The 5,551-nt window shown below is 32.1% G+C and carries 6 protein-coding genes; 4 read left to right on the plus strand and 2 right to left on the minus strand.

Annotated elements, in window-relative coordinates:
• Positions 1 to 76: 76 nt before the first annotated feature.
• Positions 77 to 2,161 (minus strand): endopeptidase La, encoded by a 2,085-nt coding sequence (gene lon, locus RMN92_RS06020; RefSeq protein WP_309608566.1) that lies wholly within the window; start codon positions 2,159 to 2,161, stop codon positions 77 to 79.
• Between the two features lie 220 nt (positions 2,162 to 2,381).
• Between lon and RMN92_RS06025 the strand changes: the two genes are divergently transcribed.
• The 4 genes from RMN92_RS06025 to RMN92_RS06040 are packed head-to-tail and all read left to right on the plus strand — an operon-like array spanning position 2,382 to position 5,263.
• On the plus strand, positions 2,382 to 2,936 hold the full coding sequence (locus RMN92_RS06025; RefSeq protein WP_309608567.1) for a sigma-70 family RNA polymerase sigma factor: 555 nt from the start codon (positions 2,382 to 2,384) through the stop codon (positions 2,934 to 2,936).
• The gene (locus RMN92_RS06030) at positions 2,933 to 3,469 is read left to right on the plus strand and encodes an anti-sigma factor (RefSeq protein ID WP_309608568.1); all 537 of its coding nucleotides are present in this window, start codon (positions 2,933 to 2,935) and stop codon (positions 3,467 to 3,469) included. The genes RMN92_RS06025 and RMN92_RS06030 overlap by 4 nt, the downstream gene beginning before the upstream one ends.
• Positions 3,453 to 4,520: a hypothetical protein gene (locus tag RMN92_RS06035; protein WP_309608569.1), complete on the plus strand. Its 1,068-nt coding sequence runs from the start codon at positions 3,453 to 3,455 to the stop codon at positions 4,518 to 4,520. The genes RMN92_RS06030 and RMN92_RS06035 overlap by 17 nt, the downstream gene beginning before the upstream one ends.
• A gap of 11 nt (positions 4,521 to 4,531) precedes the next feature.
• Positions 4,532 to 5,263 (plus strand): head GIN domain-containing protein, encoded by a 732-nt coding sequence (locus RMN92_RS06040; protein ID WP_309608570.1) that lies wholly within the window; start codon positions 4,532 to 4,534, stop codon positions 5,261 to 5,263.
• A 35-nt stretch (positions 5,264 to 5,298) separates the two neighbouring features.
• Here the strand turns inward: RMN92_RS06040 and RMN92_RS06045 are convergent.
• The coding region (locus tag RMN92_RS06045; protein ID WP_309608571.1) for an MFS transporter at positions 5,299 to 5,551 on the minus strand (253 nt) is incomplete at its 5' end.

Consider the following 5,551-nt stretch of genomic DNA (forward strand, 5'->3'; position numbering starts at 1 on the left):
TCCTCAGCCTTCGCCACGTCGACCAGCGTGGGCGCTGCCGGGGTCTGCCCCCGGACCGCCGTCACAGCCGGTCCGATCATCCCAACATTTCAGAATTTAATCCTAAAAGCGATGCGTTTGCTTTGATATATTCTAAAGCTATGGTAGCAGATTCTTTCATGACAGTACCCAGATTTCCTGTTATGGTCATGGTTCCTTTGCCTGGAGAAATTAAAGATTCTATGAATAAAATATCGCCACCAACAGAAGTCCAAGCCAGTCCAGTAACCACTCCAGCAACATCATTGCTTTCAGATTTGTCTCTTTCCATTCTTGGAACGCCAAGAATTTTTACAATATCGGCATCAGTAACTTTTATATTGTAATCTTCTTCCATGGCAACAGATTTTGCTGCATTTCGGATAACTTGTGCAATTTTATTTTCCAATCCCCGCACACCAGATTCCCTGGTGTAACCTTCGACTATTTTTTCTAATTGCTTTTTACCAATAATTACATGTTTTGAAGTCAAACCATGTTCTGCCAATTGTTTTGGTAACAAATGTTGCTTGGCAATTTCGACTTTTTCTTCAATAGTATAACCCGACATTTTGATAACTTCCATTCGGTCTTTCAACGCGGGTTGAATGGTTGCCATATTGTTGGAAGTAGCTATGAACATGACTTTCGATAAATCGTAACCCATTTCTAGGAAGTTATCGTAAAATTCTTTATTTTGTTCTGGATCCAAAACTTCCAATAATGCCGATGATGGATCTCCTTGATTACTACTGGATAGTTTATCGATTTCGTCCAAAACAAAAACTGGATTCGATGTTCCTGCTTTTTTCAAACTCTGAATAATACGTCCCGGCATTGCACCAATATAGGTTTTTCTATGACCGCGTATTTCGGCTTCATCTCGCAAACCACCAAGTGAAATACGAACATATTCACGACCCAATGCTTCGGCAACAGATTTTCCAATAGATGTTTTTCCAACTCCTGGAGGTCCTGTTAAACAAAGAATTGGCGATTTCATGTCGTTTCTCAATTTGAGTACCGCCAAATGTTCTATGATTCTTTTCTTGACATCATCGAGACCAAAATGATCTCGATCCAATATTTTTTCTGCTTTTTTTAGATCAAATTTATCTTTAGAATAATGACCCCAAGGCAAATCAAGAAACAGTTCTAAATAATTTCTTTGAATACCAAAATCGGGCGAATTTGGATTTGATCGTTGCATTTTTGACAATTCCTTGTCGAAGTGTTTTTGCGTTTTTTCGTCCCAAACTTTTGTTTTTGATTTGGTTCGCATTTCTTCAATTTCTTCTTCTTGCGAAACTCCTCCCAATTCTTCTTGAATGGTTTTCATTTGCTGGTGCAAGAAATATTCGCGTTGTTGCTGGTCTAAATCAAATCGAACTTTTGATTGAATATCATTTTTAAGTTCCAGTTTTTGAAACTCAATATTCATATACTTTAAGGTAGTTAATGCTCTTTCTTTTAGATTGTTAATTTCCAATAAATCTTGTTTTTCAACCACAGAAAGATTCATGTTGGATGATACAAAATTGATTAGAAACGAATCGCTTTCAATATTTCTGATTGCAAATGTAGCCTCCGTTGGAATATTTGGACTTTCAGTAATGATTTGAATGGCCAAATCTCGAACAGAATCGATTATTGCAGAAAACTCTTTGTCTTTTTTTAACGGTCTTTCTTCTTGAACATCTTTGATAGTGGCTTTTAAATAAGGCTCAATTGCAGTGACTTGATCAATCTCAAAACGCTTTTTACCTTGAAGAATAACCGTTACATTACCATCAGGCATTTTTAAAACACGTAGAATTCTGGCTACAGTTCCTATTTTATGGATATCGTTTTCAGTAGGATCTTCGTCTTCTTCATTTATTTGCGAAACCACTCCAATAATTTTATTAGTCGCGTTTGCAGCATCTATTAATTTTATAGATTTATCGCGTCCAGCCGCAATAGGTATGACTACTCCAGGAAAAAGCACTGTGTTTCTAAGTGGTAATATTAATAAATCTGACGGCAATTCTTCGTTTGCCATTTCCTCCTCATCTTCTGGAGTAAGTAATGGAATTAAATCTGCTTCGGAATCAAATTCTTGTAGTGACAAATTGTCAATGGTAATTATTTTTTGCTGAGACATATAGTATTTAAGTCATTTTGTCATTAAAAAAATCAATTTTATATTGCAAAGTTATTACAATATAAAATATTATCTATTTGAAAATCAATAAATAAAATGATTATTTATCAGTTTTCCAATGTAATAAGTCAAGTACTATGCCATAAAATTTTATATTATTTTTACAAAAAGTGTAACAATCAAAAAAATAATTAGTCTTTAATATAAACAAGCCAACTATTTGAATTCAGCCAATCAAAATATAGAAAACTTAATTGCCTTGTGCAAACAAAAAAATCAGTTGGCACAATTTGAAATATACAATCGCTATTGCAAGGCTATGTATAATGTGGCTTACCGAATTGTGAAAGACGAACATTTTGCGCAAGATGTGATGCAGGAAGGCTTTTTGAAAGCTTTTACAAAAATTAATGATTACAAACAGGAAGTTCTTTTTGGTGCTTGGTTGAAAAGGATTATTGTAAATTATAGTATTGATTTTTACAAAAAAAACAATAGAATTGCTTACGATGATTTTGATAACACACTATATAAAGTAGAAGATTCAGCAGAAAATTTAACTGATAGTTTAGATTTCAATGCTTTGAAGGTGGCACAAATTTTAAATACAATGAAATCTTTAAAAGACAATTACAGTATGGTTTTGACCTTATTTTTTATTGAAGGTTACGATCAGGAAGAAATAAGTGAAATTCTAAATATTAGTTATGCCAATTGCAGAACAACGTTGAGTAGAGCCAAAGAAAGTTTAAGAAATAAATTGACAGAAATATGAAAAATGAAGAGGATAAAATAAACGAATTGTTCGATAAATTTATGGATAAATGGGACATTCAAGAGCTAAATGAAAACCATGACGATGTGTTTCTTGAAAAACTAAACCAAAAAAAACCAAAACAGAAGCCTTGGTTCTTTATAGGAATTGCTGCAATCGTATTACTTTCGTTTGGTATGTTTTTATTGTTTAATAAAGATTTAAAAACTAATAATTTGCAATTTGCATCGAGCGAAACACGAGAGACAGATTCTGTTTTTAATGCAATAATCAATCAGCAATTGATAAAAATAAAAGAGAATGCTACGCCCGAAAACAAGATGATAATTGATGATGCTATGCTTCAAATGAAAATATTTGATGCTGATTATGAAAATATCAAAAAGGAATTGGAAGTAAATGGAGAAAGCAAACAAATTATTTTTGCCATGATTAGCCATTTGCAAACACAAATTAATTTTCTAGAACAAATTTTAGAAAAATTAGAAAATAATAAAAATTTAAAGAATTTACAAAATGAAAAAACAATTTAAAATACTTTTGCTATTGTTTATAATTCCGATTTTAGCATCCGCAAATGGAGAAGAATTTGAATTTACAAAACAAAAAAACATAAAAAAAGCTTATTATGTGAATTCGGATGCTGGAATTAATATTGAAAATTCGTACGGAAATATTTTTGTGACCACTTGGGAAGAAGATAAAATTGAAATTGATGTTTTGATAAAGGTAAGTGGAAAATCTGAAAATTGGGTCAACAAACGCATAGATGATATTGATGTGGAAATTCAAGCCTTGAAAAATATGGTATCGGCAAAAACTATTATTGCACAATCTGATTTTTATAATAATGGAAATACCAATAGTTTCGAGATTAATTACACAATAAAAATTCCTAAAAATGGAAGTATTGATCTTAATAATAAATACGGAGATATTATTTCCGGAAATATAAATAATAATTCAAAAATTGTTTGCAAATATGGCAAGATCACATTGGGCAGACTCAATGGAAATAACAATTTTATTGAATTGGGATATTCAAAAAACTCTACCATAGAATATTTAAAAACTGGAACTATTGAGGCTAGATATTCTGGATTGAAAATTACTGAAGTCAATAAAATTATTTTAGATACAAACTATACCGATGTTTTTATTGGCGATGCTCAAAATATTAGTTATGATTCCAACTATGGTAAACTTAACTTTGGTAAAGTAAATTCGCTAAATGCTTCGGGAAATTATTTGACCATTCAAATTGGAGAAATATTTAATAACCTTAAATTAGAAACCAACTACAGCAAAATTAATATTGACAGTATAAACGAAAATGCAAATAATGTTAGTATTGATGCTGGTTACAGCAACATAAATATTGGCTACAGCTCAAATTACGCTTTCGATTTCAATGTTTCCACAAAATATGGAGATTTCAAACATGGCAGTGATTTGGAAATTTACAACAGAGAAGAAGCCAAAAATTCCAAACAAATAAATGGGTTTTATAAGAAAAAAGGAATCAATAATCTGACCATAAGTTCAAGATATGGCAACATTACTTTAATAAAAAATAACAATTAAAAACAGAAATTATGAAAATTTTGAAATTAGCAGTCGCAGTAGTATTTATGTCATCGATGGTAAATGCCCAATCTTGGGGAAATGGAGAAAAAATTAAAGGAAACGGAAATAAAAAAACCGAAAAAAGAACTACAAAAACCTATGACGAGATCAAGTTACAAGGTTATTATGATGTTGATTTGGTAGCCGGAAATGAAGGCGAAATTACGGTTCAGGCAGAAGAAAATTTAATGCCATATATTAAAGTTGAAGTTGTAGAAAATGTTTTAAAAATTTATCAAGAGAAAGGTTATAATTTGCAACCAAGCAAAGGAAATCAAATTTTAATAACTGTTCCTTTCGACAAAATTAGTGCCGTTTCACTATCAGGTTCAGGCGATGTGAACACCAAAAATTTGATTAAAGCAGACAAATTTGTAGCTACATTATCGGGTTCTGGCGATTTAAATCTTGAAATTGATGGCAATGATCTTGAAGCCAACTTATCTGGCTCGGGCGATGTGCGATTGAAAGGGAAATCGAATACACTGAATGCAAAAATATCAGGTTCGGGCGATGTAACTGCCAACGATTTATTATCCAAAGATGTTGATGTTATAATTTCTGGTTCTGGTGATGTTCGGGTAAACTGTTCAGAAAATTTAAAAGCGAGAGTTTCAGGTTCGGGCGATATTTTTTATACAGGCGATCCAAAAAACAAAGACACCAAAGTAAGTGGTTCTGGAAATATAAAAAAGGGTTAATTTATTGGATTAGTTATGTTTTAAAAGGCGATCAATTAATTTTGAGCGTCTTTTTTTGGCACTCTTAACAGCAATAACAAACCGACGAAGAAAAATAATCCGAGAAAAACAATTGCATTTCGCATGGAACCTGTAAGTTGATCGATAATTCCATAAATTGACATTCCTATTACAATTCCAATTTTTTCTGTAACATCGTAAAAACTAAAAAAGGAGGCTGTATCTTCTGTTTCGGGTAGAAATTTTGAATAAGTAGAACGTGCCAAAGCCTGAATGCCGCCCATAACC

Origin of the sequence: Flavobacterium sp. (genome assembly GCF_031363805.1) — a bacterium.
Classification (GTDB): Bacteria; Bacteroidota; Bacteroidia; order Flavobacteriales; family Flavobacteriaceae; genus Flavobacterium.

Excerpts from the sequence above, each read along its gene's own strand:
- RMN92_RS06030 (WP_309608568.1), top strand. The coding sequence starts at position 2,933 with ATGAAAAATGAAGAGGATAAAATAAACGAATTGTTCGATAAATTTATG.
- RMN92_RS06040 (WP_309608570.1), top strand. The coding sequence starts at position 4,532 with ATGAAAATTTTGAAATTAGCAGTCGCAGTAGTATTTATGTCATCGATG.
- lon (WP_309608566.1), bottom strand. The coding sequence starts at position 2,161 with ATGTCTCAGCAAAAAATAATTACCATTGACAATTTGTCACTACAAGAA.
- RMN92_RS06035 (WP_309608569.1), top strand. The coding sequence starts at position 3,453 with ATGAAAAAACAATTTAAAATACTTTTGCTATTGTTTATAATTCCGATT.